Below are 20341 nucleotides of genomic sequence, written 5' to 3' on the forward strand. Positions count from 1 at the left end.
GCACGGTGCTACCGCCGACTACCGCTGGCTATCGCCCATGGATCTCCATCGAATCGACGTTCAATGCCAGTACACGCGTATCGTCGCTGATGCCGAGCTCGACCGGCGACCGTGCGTCGGGAAACTCGAGTCTGACGTCCAGGGATCCAGGCGTCGATTTCAGGACCGACGCCGGTACGCGCAATTCTCGGGTCTCGACCTGCTCTCTTGTGAGCCGCCAGCGCTGAATCTCTTTCCCGGCAACAACAACGACAACCTGTTGCTGTTCCTGCCCCGGCTTGATGAACGGAATAAAACGCAGGCGGACGGAGAGTTCTTGCAGGGATTCGTCACCCAGCGGAATCGACAACTCCGCTTCGCGCCCGTCGGTCCAGCGGCCACCTTCGCCGGCCGTCGTCGACCAGCCTCGCTTCAGAAAACGCTCGCTGGCCGCGTCCCTGAAATCGATACGGGCGATTTCGGAGCGGAATGCGCATGTCTGCGTACATCCGCGCCATGCGGGCGCCAGCACGCGGAACCCGTCCACGTACCCCGCAAAACCGTTGCCCCCAAGGGTGCCGCGGGCCTTGTTCCAGTACGCATCCTTGTTGAAGATATAGAGCGTGTCCTCTCTGAAGTTGCCGGTCTGGATGGCGGCCAGCAGCTCGTCTTCCACCGCTTTCAGCTTGTCGAAGTCGACACGGGCGAAATATCCACCGTTGATACTCATTCGCGCATTGGAGGCCAGGAACGCAATGGGAGCGTACCGCTCGCCGCCGTCGAGCGGGAGCACGAATGCAATGCGTTTGTACTGCTTCGGAACGTCGTTCCAGAACGCCGACTTCAGCGGATTGTCCCAACGCTGCGCCCATCGGGCACGAAAGAAGGCGGACGCATTCAACAGGTCGGTGGCCTGAAAAAGCAGGATCACGGCGAGCGCTGGCACCAGCAGCCGTTTTGGCGACAGCCGCAGCAGCAGTACCAGCAGAAGTATCTCCACGGCGTAGAGGACCGGCCAGATAAATCTGCCAGTGGAGCGGAACGTCGATACGACCTTCTCGAAAATGGCCGGTACCTGAAACTGAATCAGTTCGTGCCCGCCGAACGCTATGCGATTGGAGAGCGCATATACATAGAAGATCGCACAGACTGCAACAAGCGGGAACGCTGGACGCCACGCGAACCGGGCATGCCGCCATCGGAACGCCAGCAAGGCCACGACCAGCAGAGCCAGGACGAACATGCCCGCGCCCGGGTAGCTGAAGCCTTCGTAATTGCCGCCGACATATGGCGTTTGCCGCCAGATGGACCAGATGTCGAGCGGATGCAGTGGCGACGTGATGTTGAAGCGGTAGTACCCGTATCCCTCCGACCCGACCCCCCGGACCGCAAAATAGCCCACCGAAATCATCGTGCCGGCCAGCAACAGGAAGGCGAGGCCGATCTCCATCGTCAGCGATTTCCCGGTCACTTCCCGCGCCCTCCAGGCACGCCACCGATCCGCGGTCCAGAGGCCCAGGCTCATTGCCAGCAAATAGGGGTGGACGAGCGCCGCCACGCACAGCAGCACAATCCATTGAAAGGGCGTGGCAAGCCCTCGCAGATACAGATAGAGACCCGCCAGCAGGATCCAGTGGCCGATCAATGCTTCGTGCCCCAGCAGCCGCCACAGCATCGGTGGAGACAGCGTCAGCAGTGCGGCACCGATGGCGCGTACCACAATGCCGTCGGTAAACAGCGACAGGATGCGCCAGGCAAAAAAAGCCTGCAGTGCGAAACACAGGGCAATCCAGATGCCGAAATACTGAAACTGCGGCGTCAGCACGGCGCGGAGGAACTTGAACGGGATCGCCAGCAGCGGGATCGAGTCGGAAAATACGATGGAGCTGCCGATGGCTTCGCCGTACTTGGTGTTCAATCCGATCGGGAATTGCAATAAATCGCCGTAGCGGAAGAAATTCCAGCCGATGTAGTGCTGAATGGGGTCGCCACCGCTTGCCATGATCCAGTCGACATTGGCCGGATTGACGATTTGTCCGCCGCTGAATGCGACAAAGATCGCCAGACCGATCAGTACGGCGATCCAGGAATCTCCGGTTCTTGCGGGCTTAGCCATGTCTTTTTTCTTTGAACGTCCAGGCGGAATTGACGGCGAAGGTGAACAACAGCGTTACGGCGGTGGCGATCAGCTGGTTGACGATATAGAACCAGGTCGCCAGATGCGTCAGTATCGCCATGACGAAGCCGTTCAGCACCACGCCGGCTCCCGCAATGATCAGGAACTTGGGAAGGGTGGACAGGTGGCTGCTGCTGGCTTGAAACGTGAACCTGTAATTCAGGAAGTAGTTAATCAGCGCGCCGACCACGGCGCCGACCGAAGAGGCCGCGACGGGGCTGGCGAGCAGGCCTAGTTCGATCAGGCCGATCAGGACGACATAGTGGGCGACGGTGCCGGCCGCGCCGATAATCGTGTACTTGACCAGCCGTCGCAGCATCGCACTACCGGGCATGCTTGGCCTTTCTGCCGTACTGCGCCCGGATCAGGTACAGCGGGCGCCGTTTCGATTCCATGTAGATGCGTCCGATGTATTCGCCGAGGATGCCGATGCCGATCAGCTGTATGCCGCTGAAAAACAGGATCGAAACGAAGATCGAAGCGTAGCCCGGAACATCGATGCCATGGACAAGGGTGCGGATCACAAGGTACGCCGCATACAGGAAGGACAATGCCGAAACAAGCAGGCCGAAGTAGGTCCAGATGCGTAACGGGAGACTGCTGAAGCTGGTGATGCCTTCCAATGCGAAGTTCCATAGCTTCCAGCCGGAAAATTTGGTCGTGCCGGCCACCCTGCGATCGCGCGAGTACGGTATGACCGCGGTCCGAAATCCGACCCACGCGAACAAGCCTTTCATGAAACGTCGGGATTCCGGAAGGGAGTTGACCGCGTCGGTGACCTCGCGCGTCATCAGCCGGAAGTCGCCGACGTTGTCGGGAATCTTGACATCGGCCAGCTTGTTGTGAAGCCGATAGAAGTTCGAGGCGGAGAAACGCTTGAGGAAGGTATCGGTCGTACGGTCCACCCGTCGCGCCAGTACCACGTCATATCCCTCCCGCCACTTGGCCACCAACTGGCCGATGATTTCCGGCGGATCCTGCAGGTCGGCGTCGAACGGTACGACGATGTCGCCTTGCGCTTCTGCCAGCCCGGCGGACATGGCCGCCTCCTTGCCGAAATTTCGCGACAAGTCGATGACGCGCACGCGCTCATCGGTATCCGCGGCAGAGATCAGGCATTCGAGCGTGCGATCGGTGCTTCCGTCATTGATGCACACAATTTCAAACTCGATATTGTCAATCGCTTCCAGGCACGGAATCACACGGCTAAAGAATTCGGGAATCGCTTCTTCCTCGTTAAAGAATGGCACTACCAATGACAATAAAGGGATCGACATATTCCGAGAATTGACTATTGCGTTGTGCACACTCGCGACTGGCGAGGCCATTTTGCTGCGGTGAAGCCGCCGACGAACGGACTGCTGCGGCCATGCCGCGCGAAGGGTGTTGGAGCCACGGCAGTGACTTTGGATTGCTTTTGGCGAACCTGACTGCCAAAGCGCATATCCGGCTTGTTTTTCCCTCGTTTGAATCAGGCCGTCCGATCGGGCGGATTTTCTTGTGGTTGCCGGTGGATCGTAGCAGAGGAAAAATGCCCCTCGATTTATCGACTGGCACAAAAAAGAGAATTGTGCGTCTTTGTTGGCACCGGTCAACCTACTGCAGTAGGCCGTCGCTTTAATTGTGATTTAGAAGACGTTCAACCGGGTCGAGTACGCGAACGGAGTATCATGTCGGCTACTCAAGACTAGGCCCACGCATGACCGGTATTGACCTCCAGAACAACGGACAAGGCAACAGCATCGAGCATCCCGAGGACGCCATCCTCGATAACGTAAAAATCACATTCATCGGCAATGGAAACACGGTTCGAATTGGACGGTCCTGCCTGAGCAATGTCGTCATCGAGATCCACGGCGACGACAACGTGATCGAGTTCGACGAAGATTGCTGTGTAACGAACGCCATCATCAAGGCCTGGGTCGACCGCGCCGGCCGGAATGCGGTGAAGCTGACGCGGACCCGTATCGGACGAGGCGTTCAATATTCCCAGGGACAGATCATTCTCGGAGGCGACTGCGTCTCCGTGGAAATCGGCGAAGGGACAAACATCATCGAAGCGAAGCTGTTCGCCGTCGAGCGACACAGTCGTATCGAAATCGGTCCGTGGTGCCTGTTCTCGTGGAACATCGAAATCCGCACCAGCGATTGGCATCCGATCTTCGACATCGAAAGCGGGCAGCGGATCAATATGCCGGCACCGGTCAGGCTTGCCGAAAAGGTATGGGTCGGCTCTGACGTCCGTATTCTCAAAGGCGTGACCGTTGGCGCAGGCAGCGTGATCGGCGTGGGTTCGATCGTCACGCGAGATATCCCCGCATCGTGCGTAGCGGTTGGCAACCCGGCACGGGTGGTGAGGACCGGCATCTCCTGGTCCGTCGATGCCTTGTCGCACCTGGACCAGGAACCCGTGATCGCGCCGTAGTCCCGTGGCGCGGGCCCTTACCTGGCGTCTGCGAACGTTGCCTGGAACGCCGTGGCCCGAGCCGTTTCCGCGTCGAGCGCGCAGGTAAACGTGAAATTACGCCAGCCCTTGCGGCCGCGGGCCTGGCCCTTTCCTTCCAGCACGGTATTGCCTTTGAGCGTCAGGCTTTGCGGCGTGTCGTCGCCGAGGAAGACGCGGTCGACCTTGGCGTCGGTGCGCTTCAATTCCTGCAGGGCCAGCGGGCGGCACATCACCTCGGCGACTTTCTTGGCGTCGCTCCATTGGCTCGCGACGTTGCGGTCGGCGGGCGTGCGCAGGGTGCCGATGGCGCGGTCGAGTGCCTGACGTTGGGAGTCGGTCAGCGGGCTGTTGTCCTGCGCGATGGCGGCGCAGGCCGCGGTCGCGAACAGGGCGGCGAGCAGGGCGCGATGCGGTCGGTTCAAGCGTGCCATACGAAGTCTCGTCGGGTTGGAATATCGGCGATTCTACGGCGACGCCGGCACGGCGGCCTCGGTGCCGGAGCGCGGCACGTCCAGCGCCAGCCGCATCGCGCAGCGCAGATGCACGGGCAAGCCGAGTTCGCGTTCGTGCTGCAGTACCGCGGTGAGCCGTTCGTCGAGTGCATCGCCTTCTATCGCGTCGAAGCCCAGCCGGCGGTAGAAGGGCTCGTTCCAGGGCAGGTCGCGGAACGTGGTCAGCGTGACGGCCGCCAGCCGTTGCCGACGGGCATGTTCGATGGCCTGCGAGACCAGCGCGCGGCCGCGGCCCTGGCCTTGCCAATCGCGATGAACGGCAAGCTCCCAGATATGCAGCGCTTGCCCGAAGCGCTCGGCGCTGAGAAAGCCCCGCACCTTGCCGGTGTCGTCGACGGCAACCCAGGCCGTGCCGGCGGCAATGAAGCGCAGGTGGACCTCGGGGGATAGCACCTCGTCGTCGGCGATCCACGCCAATGCCGGCACGCTACGGAACAGTTCGGCGGCGGAGCGTTCGATTTCGGGCAGCGATGCGGCGTCGCTGCGCTCTGCGGGCCGGATCAGCGCCGCCATTGCCGGAACATGCTGCGAGCGCGCGACGCCATCATGCGTCGGCGCCATCGTTCGGCGTCTGCGCGATCTCCCGGATCACGCGCGCCGGATTGCCTACCGCGACCACGTTCGGCGGAATATCGCGCGTGACGACCGCGCCGGCACCGATCACGCTGTTCTCGCCGATCGTGACGCCCGCCAGCACGATGGCGCCGCCGCCGAGCCAGACGTTGTTGCCGATGACGATGGGCTTGGCGGCTTCGTATTTCTGCCGCCGCAGCTCGGGATCGATCGGATGAGTCGGCGTCCGCAATTGGACGTTGGGCCCGATCTGCACGTCTTCGCCGATCGTGATCGGCGCGACGTCGAGCGCCATCAATCCGTAGTTGACGAAGGTCCGCGCGCCGACCGTGATGTATTTGCCGTAGTCGACGTAAAGCGGTGGCTTGATATTGACGTCCGGTCCGACGGCGCCAAGCATTTGATGCAGGACCTGCTGCGCGCTGTCGAGATCGACGGCATAGCGCGTCTCGTATTCGCGAGACAGGCGATACGCGCGGCGCGATGCGGCCTGCAATTCGCGGTCTTCGGCGATATAGAGATCGCCGGCAAGCATTCTTTCCTTCTGGCTGCGATGGTCGATCTTGTCGGAGTCGGCGTCGGTTTCGGTGTCGGTACTCGACATGGGGATGCTGATGGTTCGTTGTCGCGCGGCCGATCATATCAGGACGTCGGTTGCCGGCTCTGCCGGCTCCGCCGAGCAGCAAGCGAGTCAATCGCCGCCGTCCCCACCGCCGCCGTCCCCACCGCCACCGTCCCCACCGCCACCGTCCCCACCGCCACCATCACCGCTGCCGTCCCCCGCATCGCCATCATGGCCGTGGCCATCGCCACCGTCATAGCGCGTGCGCTGTTGGACCTGGCCATCCGGTCCGTGAATCACCAGTTCGACCTGGTCCTTGCTGGCCTTTTCACGTCCGGCCGCGACCGCTTCTTCCTGCGAAGGGTAGTGCGAGGTGGCGCCGTCGGTATCTTCGACGGACACCGCCCAGCCGCGGTCGGACGGCAGCACGTGGACGGTACGGTTCATGGTCGTCTTCCATAGCGGGCAGCGGGCGGCAGCCGCGGGGCCACCGCGCTGCCCATGGTCAAGCCGCGAGGCTTTCCTGTTCGGTCAGCCGGCGGATTTCGCCGTCGGCCTCCTGGACCAGCAGGCCGACGCCACGCCGCCGGGCGGCGGCCATCGCGAGCTGCAGCGCGTCATCGCGGGCGTCGTAGCGCAGGATCGATTGCGCCTGGCCTTCGACGGTCAATTCCCATCCGGTATGGGTGGCTTTCAATACGAAGTTGCGGGGCATGGTCTTCGGTCGAGAGCGGAGGGAACTTGCATCGTAGTGCATCGGGATATCGCCCAGTATGCGAGTTCGTCCTACGTCAGCCCTTCGAGGCCGCGGGATCGTGGCCGAAGCTGTTGCGCATGCGGATCTGCCCATCGCGGCCGTGGACCAGCAGTTCGACGCGGTCGCGCCGCGCCGCGTCGGTAGCGACTTCGATCGCTTCTTCCTGGGTGTCGTGATGCGAGCTGGCGACCGGTTCGCCTTCGCGGCTGACATTCCAGCCGTTGCCGTGCGGCGTCACATGGATATTGCGTCCTGCCATGGTGGCACCTCTTGATCAGGGTTTTCTTTCTTTCTAGAGCGGGGGCGGGGCGCGTGGTATCGGTGGCTGTCCGACAGTGAGCCGGACGCCGGATGGCACAGGCGATCAAGCAGCGTGGATGCCGCGGGTGGCGGCCCGCGTCAGCGCTGCCACCACCGCCACGCGAGCAGCGCTGCCGCCAGCCACAGGGCCACGACGATTGCGGCGCCCCAATAGCTGCGGGGCTTGCCGCGCCGCTGCTCGATCCAGTGTTGGGCCTGCTGGCGGCAGGAGTCGGCCAGCGGCGCCGGCAACGTGCGCAGCGCGCACCAGATCAGCGCGGGCAGCAGTACGATTTCGTCGAGGTAGCCCAGTACCGGCACGAAGTCCGGAATCAGGTCGATGGGGCTGAACGCATAGGCGACGATCAACGCGCACAGGCCGCGAGTCAGCCACGGCGTCGCCGGATGGCGGCAGGCGAACCACAGCGTCAGCACGTCGCGCCGCAGTCGTGCGGCCCACGCGCGCAAGGCGTCGAGCATGGAAGAGATCGCGGACATCGCCGAACTGGCGGGAATCAAGGGCGCTGGAGCGGAGAGCGCACGTTGGCAAGGCAGCGCGCATGCTAGCATGGCCCGATCGAGGTCACGGGAGAGAACATCATGGCCAAGCGCGAACGGCCCGCACGTGCGCTGCAGGACGAAGTCAGCCGGCGTATCCAGCGACTGGACGAGATCGTCGACGAAGGTTTGAAGGTGCGGGTGCCCGTGCCGCAGCCGCATCCGCGCGATGCGCGCGGCCGCAATTGGGACATGCAGGGCTTCGGCCATGTTCGTGGCCATGAGCGCGCGATCCGCGCCGTGGTCGACAAGGTGCGCGACGAGTTCGATCTGTCCGACAACCCCGCGGCGCCGCAGGATCCGTTCGCACCGGCGTCCTGATCGGCGTCGAGTCGGCGCACCGGCGGCTAGCCGGCGCACCATCACCGCCTCATGCCGGCTCGCGCGCCGGCATATCGTTGCAGGGCCCGTTGCGGCAAGGCCGTGGCGAAGCCCCACCGAGGATGGTGGGCGCGAGCGCGCGCCCACGTTCGCCGAGCGCGCGATAGCGCTCGAGCAGCGCCAGGTTCTGGCGGATATGCTGCTCGGAAAACATCGAGGTGATCACGATGCCATGCTCGCCGGCCAGGCTCAGCGCGAAATGCATCGCCAGCTCCTGCTCGCTCAGATCATTGAGCCCGAGCTTGTCGACGGCCTCGCGCACCGGCCGGCTGGCCGCGCCCGCCGCCAGGCTGTCTGGCCCGCCGCCGTAGGGCCGCGACAGGAAGCGCTGCCGCCCGGCGCCGATGCCGGTGTGCAGTCGGTCGAGCACGTTCAGGTTGGCCTCGAACAGCCAGGCCGGCGCCTGTTGCACGAGCGGCGCCGCCATGATCTCCGGCGCATCGATGGTCACGCCCCATTGGCCGATCTTGCCATCGCGCTGCGCGCCATCCAGAAAGCGCTGCAGTTCGTCGGTCAGCACCTCGGGCGAATGCGGTTCGTGGATCAGGTAGTAGTCGATGCGCTCGCTGCGCAATTGGCGCAGCGATTGTTCGAGGCAGCTGCGCGCATAGCCGACCTCATAGTTTCGCTGCGACAGCGCGACGCGCGAGGCGGCATGCACCATTCGACGGCCCCCAGGCATGCGTTTGATCCAGCCCCGCGCGAGGCTCTTGGCTAAACTGAGCGCGCGCGTATTGCGCGGCGGCACCACGCCGAACTTGCTGGTGACGGTGACGTGCTGGCGCTTGCCCGCCAAAAACTCGCCGAGCAGTGCCTCCGCCTCGCCGAAGCCGTAGGAGCGGGCGACGTCGAAATGGCGAATGCCGTTGTCATACGCGATCGACAGCGCGCGCAGCGAGGCCTTCCTTCCCACCCGGCCCAGCATGGGAGCACAACCAAAGCCCAATCGGCCCGACAGTTCCTGGGAATGCTCACTCACCTTGGCGCTCCTGCGGTCGCTACGGCAACGGGCTCGTCGATCGGTTCGACGGACGGGGGCATCCGGTCCGCCACGGGGATGGCGTCGGTCGCCATGTCGTTAGTCATGCGGTCGTCGTTTCGGTTCGCGACATCGTCTGCCAACTGTGCCGCGATGTCGTCGGCAATGCGCGCCGACAGCGCGACGATGGTCAGCGTCGGATTGGCCTGCCCCGAAGAGGGAAAGACCGCGCTGCTGGCGACGTACAGATTGTCGGTGCCGAACACGCGGCAGCGCGGGTCGACCACGCCATCGCGCCAGTGCGCCGCCATGCGCGCGGTGCCGATCTGGTGGAAGCCGTCGGCGGCCTGCGCCAGCACCGCGTCGATGCGCTCGGCTTCCGGCATCCAGTATTCGAGCCGGCCCGCGCCGGTCTTGCGCAGATGCCGGTCCAGCAGCGCATGGCAGCGCACCACCGAATCGGCATCCGCCTGCTGATAGCGCAAGTCGATGCGCAGCCGCCGCATGCCGTGGCAGTCGGTACTGTCGGCCAGCGTCACACGGCTCTCGCGCGAGGGCAGCTGCTCGGCATGGTAATGCAGCGCATAGACATTGTTCGGGCTCGGCAGGAAGAACCCGGGCAGCCGCGGCCGCGCGAAGTAGCGCCGATAGACGAAGGGTGGCACGAAGGTCGCGATCTTGGCGAGGTCCTTGCAGACATTGCGGACATGAGCGCCGCGGTCCTTGCGCGCGCTGGCGTTGGCGACCAGCTTGGCGATCGCGGGCGGCGCCAGAAAGCGGCTGATCACCGGCGTGCACAGCGCGAGGTAGGCGAACGACAGGATGCCGTTGCCGTGCGCGGGATCTGCCGGCGGATGGTTGTCCAGCCACATCGCGGTATTGAGCAGGCGCTGCTCGCGCTGCACGCGCGCGGGCACGGTGAAGCGCCGGCGCGCATAGAAGCCCTGCGCGTCGCGCTCGAAATGATAGATGGTGCGCGCCGCCTCCGAGTCGAACCGCACGCTGGCGATCTTGCCGGAGATGTGGCCCATGTAGTGCCGGCCCAGCAGGCCGCTGCGGTTGCCCAGGCGGTCCGCGCGGCGCGCATTGGCGTTCAGCAGCAGCCGCGTCGCTTCCAGTCCGCCGCATGCGAGCACGAAATGGTCGGCGACGATGCGCGTGCGCGCCGTGCCGCGGGCCACCACGATGCTGCCGACATGCTCGCGGTCGTCTGCGGGTTCGATATCGACGCAGGTTGCGCCCAGCAACAGCTGCACGGTGGGATCGCGCTCGAACCAGTCGCGATAGCGGCGTGCGAAATTCGGTTCGCCGCTCCAGCGCTCCAGATCGGAGGCGATCACGTCGCCCGGCTCGAAGCGTGCGGTGATGGGACGGCCGGCCGATTCGGCGGCGAGGCGATCGAGCGTGAAGGCGGGCTGGCCGCAATTGGTGTACTCGCAGGCGCGCGCGTAGTAGGGCGCCAGCTCTTCGTAACGGATCGGCCAGGCGGTGTCGGGCGCGTAGTCGCGTGCTTCGAAGTCGATCGGATCGAACGGGATGCAGCGCCCGCCCCACAGCCACGAGGTACCGCCGAACGCGCGCCGCACCGCGTCCTGCATCGTCGCATGGCGGCACGCATCGGCGATCTCGGCGTCGCACATCGCCTGTGCTTCGTCCTGGAACGTCTCGCCGCCGCTTTCGACCAGCATCACCGCAATGCCGCGCCGGGCCAGTTCCATCGCGCAGGTGATGCCGGCCGGCCCTGAGCCGACCACGCAGACGGTCGTACGCAAGCTCGCTTGGTGCGAGGGGGGACGCAGTACCATGGGGGTTCTCCGGCAGCCTGGCGATCACGGGATGACGCGGGACGGCCTGCCGCACGCCCGGGTGGGGCGCGAAAGGCATGGACCGGTTCGACACGCCCAATCTAGGGTTCGGGTTCTCGAACGTCCGTGCGTTGCCGCACGCAGTGTTGCGCTGCGCAAGAGAGCGTGCCAGCACGCGAAGCGGTCTTCGCCGCGCTGGTCGATCGCCTCAGGCCGCGTGTTCGAGCATGCCGATCTCGCGCGTGGCGACCGACAGCATCGACAGCCCGGTGGCGCCGGCCGCGCGCTGGTCCGCCAGCATGCGGCCGAAGCGCTCCAGCGGCGCGTGCCGCGCCTCGCGCCAGCGCTCGATCAGGCCATCGGCGCTGTCTTCGCGCACGCTGGGGCCGGCCTGCTGCAGCACGCTGACGGTCAGCGCGCGCTTGAGCCGGTCCAGATCGTCCAGCGTGGTGGTGCGCGCCAGCAGATCCCAATGCGTGTCCGCCGGCAGCGCCTGCGCGCGTTCGCGCAGCCAGCCGAAGCTCAGATGCCGGTCCAGCGCGAAATAGACGTCGGCGACCTGCGCCAGGCTGCGCTCGCAGCCCGAGGCCACCTCGGCGATATCGAGCGCGGCGACCGCGATATCGCCGGCCGCGACCTGCAGTGCCAGCGCGTCGTCGATGCCGAGCGCGGTCAGCGACTCGCGCCGCTGCGTCAGCGCGGTGGCCTCGTGCTCGGCCAGCAGTGTCGGCAGCCGCGGCGCCAGCCAGGCCGCCGCGGCGGCGTAGTCGGGGCGCACGCCGGCCGGCGCGCCGTTGGTCGGGCGTCGGCGCAGCAGCCATAGCGTGGCGCCCTCCAGCAGCCTGGCCAGCCCGCCGAACATGCCGGCCTGCACCTCGTCGGCGACGCGGTTGTCGAGCGCGTCGATGGCGTGCCACAGGCCGGGCAGTCCGAACACGTCGCGCGCGGTCAGGCAGGCGCGCACGATATCGGCGGGCCGCGCATCGGTCTCCTCCATCATCCGGTGCACGAAGGTCGGGCCGACGCGATTGACCAGCGTGTTGGTCAGATAGGTGGCAAGGATCTCGCGCCGCAGCGGGTGCCGCTGCATCGTGTCGGCGTAACGCGCGCGCAGCGGCTGGGGAAAGTAGTCGGCCAGCAGGCCGGCCACCGTCGCGTCTTCCGGCACGTCGGAGGCGAGCAGCGCGTCGTACAGCCACATCTTGCTGTATGCGAGCAGCACCGCGCGCTCGGGCGAGGTCAGTCCCAGCCCGGCGGCCTTGCGTTCGACGATCTCGTCGTCGGGCGGCAGGAATTCGAGCGCGCGATTGAGCCGTCCCGCGCGTTCGAGCGCGCGCATCAGCCGCGCCTCGACATCGAGCAACTCGGCCGCGCGCCGGTTGGCGATCGACAGCGCCTGGGTCTGGTAGTAGTTGTCCTGCAGCACCAGCGCGGCCACTTCGTCGGTCATCTCGGCCAGGAGCTTGTTGCGCTGCTTGTCGGTCATCTCGCCGTCGGCGACCACCAGCCCGAGCAGGATCTTGATGTTGACCTCGTGGTCGGAACAATCGACGCCGGCCGAGTTGTCGATCGCGTCGGTATGGATACGGCCGCCGGCGCGCGCGTATTCGATGCGGCCGAGCTGCGTGAAGCCGAGGTTGCCGCCTTCGCCGACCACCTTGCAGCGCAGCGCCGCGCCATTGACGCGCACCGCGTCGTTGGCGCGGTCGCCGACCTGCTGGTGGGTCTCGTCGGTGGCCTTGACGTAGGTACCGATGCCGCCGTTGTACAGCAGGTCGACCGGCGCGGTCAGGATCGCCTGGATCAGCTCGGCGGGCGTCAGCGCCGTGGCTTCGATGCCGAGCGCCGCGCGCACCTGCGGCGTCAGCGCAATGGTCTTGGCGCTGCGCGGATGGACGCCGCCGCCGGCCGAGATCCTGGCCACATCGTAGTCGGCCCAGCTCGAGCGCGGCAGCGCGAACAGCCGGCGCCGTTCTTCGAGGCTGGCGGCCGGATCCGGGTCCGGGTCCAGGAAGATATGGCGGTGATCGAACGCGGCCAGCAGCCGGATATGGGGCGACAGCAACATGCCGTTGCCGAATACGTCGCCGGACATGTCGCCGATGCCGACGACGGTGAAGTCGGTCGACTGGATGTCGGTGCCGAGCTCGCGGAAATGCCGCTTGACCGATTCCCAGGCGCCGCGCGCGGTGATCGCCATTTTCTTGTGGTCGTAGCCGACCGAACCGCCCGAGGCGAAGGCGTCGCCGAGCCAGAAGCCGTATTCGCCGGAGATCGCGTTCGCATAGTCGGAGAAGCTGGCGGTGCCCTTGTCGGCGGCGACCACCAGATAGGGATCGTCGTCATCGTGGCGTACCACCTGCGGCGGCGGCACCACGGCACCGCCGGCGAGGTTGTCGGTGACGTCGAGCAGCCCGCGCAGGAAGGTCTGATAGCAGGCCACCCCTTCGGCCATCCACGCATCGCGGTCGGTGGGCGAGGGCGGTCGCTTGACGACGAAGCCGCCCTTGGAGCCGACCGGCACGATCACGGTGTTCTTGACCATCTGCGCCTTCATCAGTCCCAGTACCTCGGTGCGGAAGTCCTCCCGGCGATCGGACCAGCGCAAGCCGCCGCGCGCGACGCGGCCGCCGCGCAGATGCACGCCCTCGACGCGCGGCGAGTAGACCCAGATCTCGAACATTGGCCGCGGCTCGGGCAGGCCGGCGATGCGGGCCGGATCGAGCTTGAACGACAGGCAGGGGCGCGGCGTGCCATCCGCGCTCTGGCGGAAGCAGTTGGTGCGCGTGGTGGCCTCGATCACGCCGAGGAACTGGCGCAGGATGCGGTCCTCGTCGAGATTGGGCACCTGGTCCAGCGCGGCGCCGATCGCCTCCAGCAGCTGCGCGCAGCGCGCCTCGCGCGCCGGGGCCGAGCCCGGGTCGATCGCCGGATCGAAGCGCGCGGCGAACAGCGCCACCAGCAGCGCCGCGATGCGCGGATTGCCGGTCAGCGCGCGCTCGATATAGGCGTCGCTGAAGGTCGAGCCGACCTGCCGCAGATACTTGGCGTAGGCGCGCAGGATCGTCACGTCCCGCGCCGGCATCTCGGCCAGCAGCACCAGCCGGTTCAGGTCGTCGTTCTCGATCGCGCCATCCCAGGCGCGGGCGAAGGCGTCCTCGAACAGGTCCTTGGCGCGCGCCATGTCGAGCTCGGCGCCGCCGACCAGTTCGAGGCCGAAGTCATGGACCCACAGCGGCGCGCCCTCGTCGGGCTCGATCCGGTAGGGACGTTCCTCGTGCACGCGCACGCCCAGATGCTCGAGCATCGGCAGGCTGTGCGACAGCGCGATCGGCTCGCCCGCACGGTAGACCTTGAAGCGGAACGCGCCCGGCGGCGCCTCGATCGGCCGGTACAGGTTCATCGACAGGCCGCTGCGCCGGCGCGCCTGCTCCATCAGTTCGATATCGCGGACGGCGGTGCGCGCGGGATAGTCCTCCCGATAGCCGGCCGGAAAGGAGTCGCCGTAACGGCGCAGCAGCCGGTTGCCCTGTTCCTCGCCGGCCTTGTCGAGCAGCGCCACCGAAAGGTCGTCCTGCCATCGGCGCGTCGCCGCGACGATCCGTTCCTCCAGCGCGCGCGTATCGACCTCGGGCATGGTGCCCGGCTCGCCCCGCACGGTCAGGTGGATCCGGGCCAGCGGCGATTCGGACAGCTGCGGCGTGAACTCGCAGCTGGTGCCGCCGAACGCCTGCATCAGCAGCTTCTGGATGCGCTGGCGCAGGTCGGTGTTGTACTTGTCGCGCGGCACGAATACCAGGCAGGAGACGAAGCGGTCGAAACGGTCGCGCCGCACGAACAGCCGGATGCGCTGATGTTCCTGCAGCCGCAGGATGCCCAGCGCGATGTCGAACAGCTCGTCCTCGCTGGCCTGGAACAGTTCGTCGCGCGGGTACTGCTCGAGGATCGTGACCAGCGACTTGTACAGATGGCCGCGCTGCAGGAAGCCGGCGCGCGCCAGGATATGGGCGCACTTGCGGCGCACCAGCGGAATCTCGCTGGTCGACACCATATAGGTCGTCGAGGTATAGAGCCCGAGAAAGCGCCGCTCGCCGAACAGCTTGCCGTCGGCGTCGACCAGCTTGATGCCGATGTAGTCGAGATAGCCTGGCCGGTGCACGGTCGAGCGCGAATTGGCCTTGGTCAAGAAGATCGGCGATTCGCCCTGGATGATTGCGGTCGCGGCAGGAGGCAGCGGCGTCAGCTCTTCGGCTGTGGGCGCGCGCCGGCTCTCGCGCAGGATGCCGGCGCCGGAGCCCGCCACGCCGCGCAGGAAGAATCGTCCGTCCTGCTCGACCAGCTGGTAGTCGCGATGGCCGAGGAAGCAGAAGTGGTCGTCGACCATCCACTGCAGCAGCGCGCAGGCTTCGGCCGTGTCGCCCTCGTTGCTGCCGGGCAGCCGCTGCAGGTCGGCGATGCTGGCGCGCGCGATGTCCAGCATCTTGGGCCAGTCCTCGACCGCGGCGCGCACATCGCCGAGGATGCGGGTGATGCCGGCCCGCAGCCCTTCCAGTTGCGCCGGTTCGCTGCAGCGATCGACCTCGAAGTGGATGAACGATTCGAGCCGCGATTCGGGGTCGGGCGCCTTGTCGCCGCCCAGCGCGATGCGCGCGATGCCGCCGTCCGGTCCGCGCCACACGCGGAACACTGGATGGAAGGCCGAATGCAGCGTCAGCCCATGCCGGTTGATCTCCATCGTCACCGAGTCGACCAGGAACGGCATGTCGTCGTTGACCATCTCGATCACGGTGTGGTCCGAATGCCAGCCGTGCTGTTCGAGATTGGGGTTGTAGACGCGGATCTGGGCGCTGCCCGGCACGAAGCGCTGCGCGGTCTGCCAGTGCGCCATCGCGGCGCCGTACAGATCGGCGATATCGCGCTCGGCCAGGTCCTCGGCATCGGACACGTCGTAGTAGTGCCGCAGCAGCGGCTCGGCGATCGTGAAGGTCGCCTCGGGCAGGCGGGCCCGCGCGAACTCCACCAGATCGGCCAGTCGTTGTTCGACGCGTTCTTCGCTGTCCGCTTGCATGATCTCTCCTCGGGGGAAGCCGCCGCCCGTCGTTTCGGTGCAATGCGCCGCGCCCAGTCGCAGGGCGAAGCGAGTGCCGGTGCCTGCTCTTAATGTAGAGCAAAAACACGGCGGTGGCGGGGAAGCGGAGAGCGGGGGAAGGAAGGAGGGCGCGGGAAGATTGAATCGCGCGGGCGGACCGCCGCCGACTGGGGCGGTCCGCCGATACGTCCAGCTACGTCCGGGTATGCCCGGGTGCTGGAAAGTCCCGGAATTACTCGAGCGTGATCTTCTGCTCCTGCGCAATCTTCTTGCGCAGTTCCAGTTCGCGCTTGATCTGCGCGGCGAACTGCTGCGGCGTGTTGCCGTCCGGGTAGGCGCCGCTCTCGGTCAGCCGGCGCTTGGCGGCCGGGTCCTGCAGGGCCTTGACCGCGGCTTCGTGCAGGCGCGCGACGATCGCGGGCGGCGTGCCGGCCGGCGCGACCAGCCCGTACCAGGCCATATTGTTGTTGTCCTTCATGCCTTCTTCGGCGAAGGTCGGCACATCGGGCAGGCCCTCGACGCGCTTGGGCGCCGCCACCGCCAGCGCGCGCAGCTTGCCGGCCTGGATATGCGGCATCGACGACGGCAGGTTGTCGAACTGGCCGCTGACCTGGCCGGCCAGCGTGTCGTTCAGCGCCGGGCCCGAGCCGCGGTACGGCACGTGAACCATGTCGGTCTTGGTGGTCAGCTTGAACAGCTCGCCGTCCAGATGGGAGATGCTGCCCTTGCCGGCCGACGCGTAGCTGTACTTGCCGGGCTCGGCGCGCAGCAGCGCGATGAACTCCTTCAGGTTCTTGGCCGGGACCTTCGGATTGACCGTCAGCACGTTGGGCACGTTGACCAGATTGGTGATCGGCGCGAAGTCCTTCAGCGGATCGTACGGGTTCTTCGGGTTGGTGGCGGGGTTGGTCGCCATCGTGCTGACCGTGGCGATGCCGATCGTATAGCCGTCGGGCGCGGACTTGGCCAGCGCGTCGGCGCCGATCGCGCCGCCGCCGCCGCCCCGGTTCTCCACCACCACGACCTGGCCCAGCGCGCGGCCCAGTGCATCGGACACGGCGCGGGCGACGATATCGGTCGTGCCGCCGGCGGCGAACGGAACGATCAGCCGCACCGGCTTGTTGGGATAGTTGCCCTGGGCATGCGCGGCGCCATGGGTCAGGCCGAATGCGGCCAGGCAGGCTGCCACGCTGGCGGTCAATGCGGATTTCAAGAATGCCTCCATCTGTTGCGTTGGCCGGCGCGCCGCGCAAAGGCGGGGCGCCGGTCGGGTTCGGGCATGGTTCCGTATTGCGGAACTTGGTTTCGTAATATGCCCGGACCGGCATTCAACCCGGAAAGGCGTGGCGGGGATATCCGTAACAACCCGTAACAGGGCGCGTACCCGGATGGCCGACGAAAGGAAGGAGGCAAACAAAAAGGCCGGGCTGCGATGCAGTCCGGCCTTTCGAGGAATTTCGCTGGTGGGGCGTGAGTGACTCGAACACTCGACCTACGGATTAAGAGTCCGCTGCTCTACCAACTGAGCTAACGCCCCAACGAAGTCCGCTATTCTAGCGTGGACCTTGCGGGTTTGCAAGCACCGAAGCGATGCCGGCGGCGCCTGGCGGGGCCGGCATCGCGCACGCGGCTACAATGCCCCGCTGTCCGCGCGGCCCGCGCCGCGCCGCCGTTCTCCGGAGACCTGGTCCGATGCATGCCCGCGTGTTGCGCTATCTCGATGAAGTGGTCCGCCGCGGTTCCATCCGCAAGGCGGCCGAAGCGCTGCACGTCGCGCCGACCGCGATCAACCGGCAGATTCTCGATCTGGAGGCGGAGCTGGGCGCGCCGCTGTTCGAGCGGATCCAGCGCCGGCTGAGGCTGACGCCGCTGGGCGAGATGGTGCTGGCCCACGTGCGGCAGACGTTGCGCGAGCATGACGCGCTGCGCGAGCGGATCGCGGCGTACAACGCAGGACAGCAAGGCATCGTCACGGTGGCGACTACCGCCGGGCTGGCCGGCTCGCTGCTGCCTACGCTGATTCACGATTTCCGCCGCCGCCATCCCGGCATCGTGGTGCGCGTGCTCGACCTGCCGGTGGCCGAGATCGTTGCCGCGCTGGCCGAGGGCGACGCCGACCTGGGGCTGGGCTACGACCTCGCGCCGACCCCGGCGTTCGCGACGCTCGCCGCGGGCGAATGGCCGATCGGCGCGGTGGTCGCGCCCGGGCACCCGCTGGCCGAGCAGTCGTCGGCGCTGCTCGCCGAGTGCGTCGGCTATCCGCTGATCCTGCCGGTCGCGTCGATGTCGATCCGCGGCCTGCTCGACGACGCCTTCGTCCGTGCGGCGATCCCGGTGCCGCCGGCGGTCGAGGCCGGTTCCACCGTACTGATGCGCCGGCTCGTGATGCTGGGTACCGGCATCGCGCTCCTCAATCCGCTCGACGCGATCGACGAACTGGAGGCCGGCACGCTGCTGTTCGTGCCGCTGCGCGATCCGGCCTTGCCGCTGCAACGGCTCACGCTGTTCGCGCGGGCACGGGGCACGCTCGATTCGGCGGCGGCATTGATGGCCGAGCGGATCGGGGGCGCGCTGAAGGCGTTGTCGGGCGGCGCTCGGCGCTAGCGGGGCCCTCGGTCGCCGATAGCCTCCCTTCGCATTAGCCTCCCTTCGCATTGGCGGGATCGCACCGGTGTGCACGCAATGTGCACACCGTAGGCGCAAATCGGCGCTATCGCGCCACGGCCGCTCGCCGTAGACTGGCGCCCGCTGTCCGACCCGCCAAGGAGACCCCCGCTATGACGCTGATCCTGACCCATGCCGACGTTCTGGTGACGATGGACGCGAACCGCCGCGAGATTGCCGACGGCGCGCTGGTCGCCGACGGGCCGGCAATCCAGTGGGTCGGCGCGACCGCCGATCTGCCGGCCGCCTGGCGCGCACGCATCGACGATGGCAGCGCACAGGTGCTCGACATGCGCGGCCATGTGGTGCTGCCCGGCCTGGTCAATACCCACCACCACATGTACCAGAGCCTGACGCGCGCGGTGCCCGCCGCGCAGGATGCGGAACTGTTCGGCTGGCTCGGCGAGCTGTACATGCGGTGGGCCAACCTGACGCCGCCGATGATTGCCGCGTCGACCCGCACCGCGATGGCCGAGCTGATGCTGTCGGGCTGCACGACCACCAGCGACCATCTCTATCTGTATCCGAATGGTTCGCGGCTGGACGATGCGATCGAGGCGGCGGCACAGATGGGCATGCGCTTCCATGCGGCGCGCGGTTCGATGAGCGTGGGACGCAGCAAGGGCGGGCTGCCTCCGGATGCGGTGGTCGAGCAGGAGGAGGCGATCCTGCGCGACAGCCAGCGGCTGATCGAGCAGTACCACGATGCGTCGCGCCACGCGATGCTGCGCGTGGTGCTGGCCCCGTGCTCGCCGTTCTCGGTATCGCGCGAACTGATGCGCGAGTCGGCGGCGATGGCGCGTCACTATGGCGTGTCGCTGCATACCCATCTGGCCGAGAACGACAACGACGTCGCCTATTCGCTGGAGCGCTTCGGCATGACGCCGGCGCAGTACGCCGAGGACCTGGGCTGGGTCGGACACGATGTCTGGCACGCGCACTGCGTCAAGCTCGACGCGGACGGCATCGCGCTGTTCGCGCGCACCGGTACCGGCATTGCGCACTGTCCCTGCTCGAACATGCGGCTGGCTTCGGGCATTGCGCCAGTGCGCGCGATGCGCGACGCCGGCGTGCCGGTCGGGCTCGGCGTCGACGGCAGCGCATCGAACGACGGCGCGCACATGCTGGGCGAGGCGCGGCAGGCCATGCTGCTGCAACGGGTGGGCTATGGACCGGCGGCGATGGGCGCGCGCGAGGCGCTGGAGATCGCCACGCTGGGCGGCGCCAGGGTGCTGAACCGCGACGATATCGGCGCGCTGGCGCCGGGCATGTCGGCCGACTTCGTCGCCTTCGACATGTCGGCGGTCGGCTATGCCGGCGCCGGGCACGATCCGGTTGCCGCGCTGGTGTTCTGCACGCCGGGAACCGTATCGACCAGCGTGATCAACGGCAGGGTGGTGGTGCGCGACGGTGTGCTGCTGAGCGCCGATCTGCCGACGGTGCTGACCGAGCATCGGCGCATGGCGCGGGAATTGGCGGCGGCGCGGCGCTGAACGCCGGCGCTGGCCGCGGCGACGACATGGCTCCCGCGATTCGCGCCCCAAACAAAAAGGCCGGCGC

Annotated in this window: 18 protein-coding genes and 1 tRNA gene; 4 read left to right on the forward strand and 15 right to left on the reverse strand. The window is 66.7% G+C overall.

The window, feature by feature from the left end:
- Positions 1–28: 28 nt before the first annotated feature.
- From LRR16_RS22890 to LRR16_RS22900, 3 genes are read right to left on the reverse strand one after another with little or no spacing between them, the layout of a single operon-like run.
- Positions 29–2095 carry a DUF6311 domain-containing protein gene (locus LRR16_RS22890; protein WP_232207195.1) on the reverse strand — a complete coding sequence of 689 codons (2067 nt, stop codon included), beginning with the start codon at positions 2093–2095 and terminating at the stop codon, positions 29–31.
- Positions 2088–2489 carry a GtrA family protein gene (locus LRR16_RS22895; RefSeq protein WP_043440379.1) on the reverse strand — a complete coding sequence of 134 codons (402 nt, stop codon included), beginning with the start codon at positions 2487–2489 and terminating at the stop codon, positions 2088–2090. Before LRR16_RS22895 ends, LRR16_RS22890 begins: the two co-directional genes overlap by 8 nt.
- Positions 2479–3432, reverse strand: a complete 954-nt coding sequence (locus LRR16_RS22900; RefSeq protein ID WP_083492640.1) for a glycosyltransferase family 2 protein — start codon at positions 3430–3432, stop codon at positions 2479–2481. Before LRR16_RS22900 ends, LRR16_RS22895 begins: the two co-directional genes overlap by 11 nt.
- A gap of 422 nt (positions 3433–3854) precedes the next feature.
- Between LRR16_RS22900 and LRR16_RS22905 the strand changes: the two genes are divergently transcribed.
- Positions 3855–4580 (forward strand): acetyltransferase (isoleucine patch superfamily)-like protein, encoded by a 726-nt coding sequence (locus LRR16_RS22905; protein ID WP_006576031.1) that lies wholly within the window; start codon positions 3855–3857, stop codon positions 4578–4580.
- Positions 4581–4597: 17 nt separating this feature from the next.
- Here LRR16_RS22905 and LRR16_RS22910 read toward each other — a convergent pair whose 3' ends face one another.
- From LRR16_RS22910 to LRR16_RS22945, 7 genes are all read right to left on the reverse strand, one after another.
- On the reverse strand, positions 4598–5032 hold the full coding sequence (locus LRR16_RS22910) for a hypothetical protein (protein ID WP_232207196.1): 435 nt from the start codon (positions 5030–5032) through the stop codon (positions 4598–4600).
- Between the two features lie 33 nt (positions 5033–5065).
- Entirely contained in the window at positions 5066–5674 is a 609-nt protein-coding gene (locus LRR16_RS22915) for a GNAT family N-acetyltransferase (RefSeq protein ID WP_006576033.1), read from the reverse strand.
- Positions 5658–6290, reverse strand: a complete 633-nt coding sequence (locus LRR16_RS24435; RefSeq protein WP_304524549.1) for a sugar O-acetyltransferase — start codon at positions 6288–6290, stop codon at positions 5658–5660. Before LRR16_RS24435 ends, LRR16_RS22915 begins: the two co-directional genes overlap by 17 nt.
- Positions 6291–6377: 87 nt before the next feature.
- Positions 6378–6695: a DUF2188 domain-containing protein gene (locus tag LRR16_RS22930; RefSeq protein WP_232207197.1), complete on the reverse strand. Its 318-nt coding sequence runs from the start codon at positions 6693–6695 to the stop codon at positions 6378–6380.
- Between the two features lie 58 nt (positions 6696–6753).
- The gene (locus tag LRR16_RS22935; protein WP_006576036.1) at positions 6754–6963 is read right to left on the reverse strand and encodes a DUF2188 domain-containing protein; all 210 of its coding nucleotides are present in this window, start codon (positions 6961–6963) and stop codon (positions 6754–6756) included.
- Positions 6964–7039: 76 nt separating this feature from the next.
- Entirely contained in the window at positions 7040–7264 is a 225-nt protein-coding gene (locus LRR16_RS22940; protein ID WP_023264595.1) for a DUF2188 domain-containing protein, read from the reverse strand.
- 140 nt (positions 7265–7404) lie between these two features.
- Positions 7405–7785, reverse strand: a complete 381-nt coding sequence (locus LRR16_RS22945; protein ID WP_231906246.1) for a YkvA family protein — start codon at positions 7783–7785, stop codon at positions 7405–7407.
- Between the two features lie 120 nt (positions 7786–7905).
- On the opposite strand from LRR16_RS22945, the gene LRR16_RS22950 reads away from it, so the two are divergent.
- Positions 7906–8184 carry a hypothetical protein gene (locus tag LRR16_RS22950; RefSeq protein ID WP_006576038.1) on the forward strand — a complete coding sequence of 93 codons (279 nt, stop codon included), beginning with the start codon at positions 7906–7908 and terminating at the stop codon, positions 8182–8184.
- Between the two features lie 49 nt (positions 8185–8233).
- Here the strand turns inward: LRR16_RS22950 and LRR16_RS22955 are convergent, their stop codons facing one another.
- From LRR16_RS22955 to LRR16_RS22975, 5 genes are all read right to left on the reverse strand, one after another.
- Entirely contained in the window at positions 8234–9223 is a 990-nt protein-coding gene (locus tag LRR16_RS22955; RefSeq protein ID WP_156526374.1) for an aldo/keto reductase, read from the reverse strand.
- Positions 9220–11028: an FAD-dependent oxidoreductase gene (locus LRR16_RS22960; protein WP_232207198.1), complete on the reverse strand. Its 1809-nt coding sequence runs from the start codon at positions 11026–11028 to the stop codon at positions 9220–9222. The genes LRR16_RS22955 and LRR16_RS22960 overlap by 4 nt, the downstream gene beginning before the upstream one ends.
- 208 nt (positions 11029–11236) lie before the next feature.
- A complete protein-coding gene (locus LRR16_RS22965; RefSeq protein WP_232207199.1) occupies positions 11237–16096 on the reverse strand; it encodes an NAD-glutamate dehydrogenase in 4860 nt (1619 codons plus the stop codon).
- A gap of 253 nt (positions 16097–16349) precedes the next feature.
- Complete coding sequence (locus LRR16_RS22970; protein ID WP_023263570.1) at positions 16350–17342, reverse strand: tripartite tricarboxylate transporter substrate binding protein BugE; 993 nt, start codon at positions 17340–17342, stop codon at positions 16350–16352.
- A 236-nt stretch (positions 17343–17578) separates the two neighbouring features.
- Positions 17579–17654, reverse strand: a tRNA-Lys gene (locus LRR16_RS22975).
- 155 nt (positions 17655–17809) lie between these two features.
- On the opposite strand from LRR16_RS22975, the gene LRR16_RS22980 reads away from it, so the two are divergent.
- Positions 17810–18721 carry a LysR family transcriptional regulator gene (locus tag LRR16_RS22980; RefSeq protein ID WP_232207200.1) on the forward strand — a complete coding sequence of 304 codons (912 nt, stop codon included), beginning with the start codon at positions 17810–17812 and terminating at the stop codon, positions 18719–18721.
- Between the two features lie 173 nt (positions 18722–18894).
- Positions 18895–20274, forward strand: a complete 1380-nt coding sequence (locus tag LRR16_RS22985; RefSeq protein ID WP_232207201.1) for an 8-oxoguanine deaminase — start codon at positions 18895–18897, stop codon at positions 20272–20274.
- Positions 20275–20341 lie beyond the last annotated feature (67 nt).

The sequence above is a fragment of the Cupriavidus sp. UGS-1 genome (assembly GCF_021213615.1).
Taxonomy (GTDB): Bacteria; Pseudomonadota; Gammaproteobacteria; order Burkholderiales; family Burkholderiaceae; genus Cupriavidus.